Annotated in this window: 1 protein-coding gene; it reads left to right on the top strand. The window is 33.8% G+C overall.

Going from position 1 to position 305, the window contains the following annotated elements:
* The coding region (locus WFZ85_RS16185; RefSeq protein WP_342697276.1) for an aldehyde dehydrogenase family protein at positions 1 to 305 on the top strand (305 nt) is incomplete at both ends.

Below are 305 nucleotides of genomic sequence, written 5' to 3'. Positions count from 1 at the left end.
ATACAGGTTCCACTTTTGTGTTTAAAGAAATATGGAAAAAAATTGGAAACAATATTCATACATATAAAACCTATACAAGAATTGTAGGCGAAACTGGTGGACAAGATATTATTATAGCACATCCAAGTGCGAATATAAAACAAGTTGTGACAGGAATTACGCGTGGCGGATTTGAATTTCAAGGTCAGAAATGTTCAGCTGCATCAAGAGAATATATTCCACAAAGTTTATGGCCAGCGGTAAAAGAACAATTAATTACAGATTTAAAATCGATGAAAATGGGATCGCCCGAAGATTTTGGTAAT

The organism is Flavobacterium aureirubrum (assembly GCF_038739835.1).
Classification (GTDB): Bacteria; Bacteroidota; Bacteroidia; order Flavobacteriales; family Flavobacteriaceae; genus Flavobacterium; species Flavobacterium aureirubrum.
Note: the sequence above shows the minus strand (reverse complement) of the source record. Positions and strands in the feature narration are given on the sequence as shown.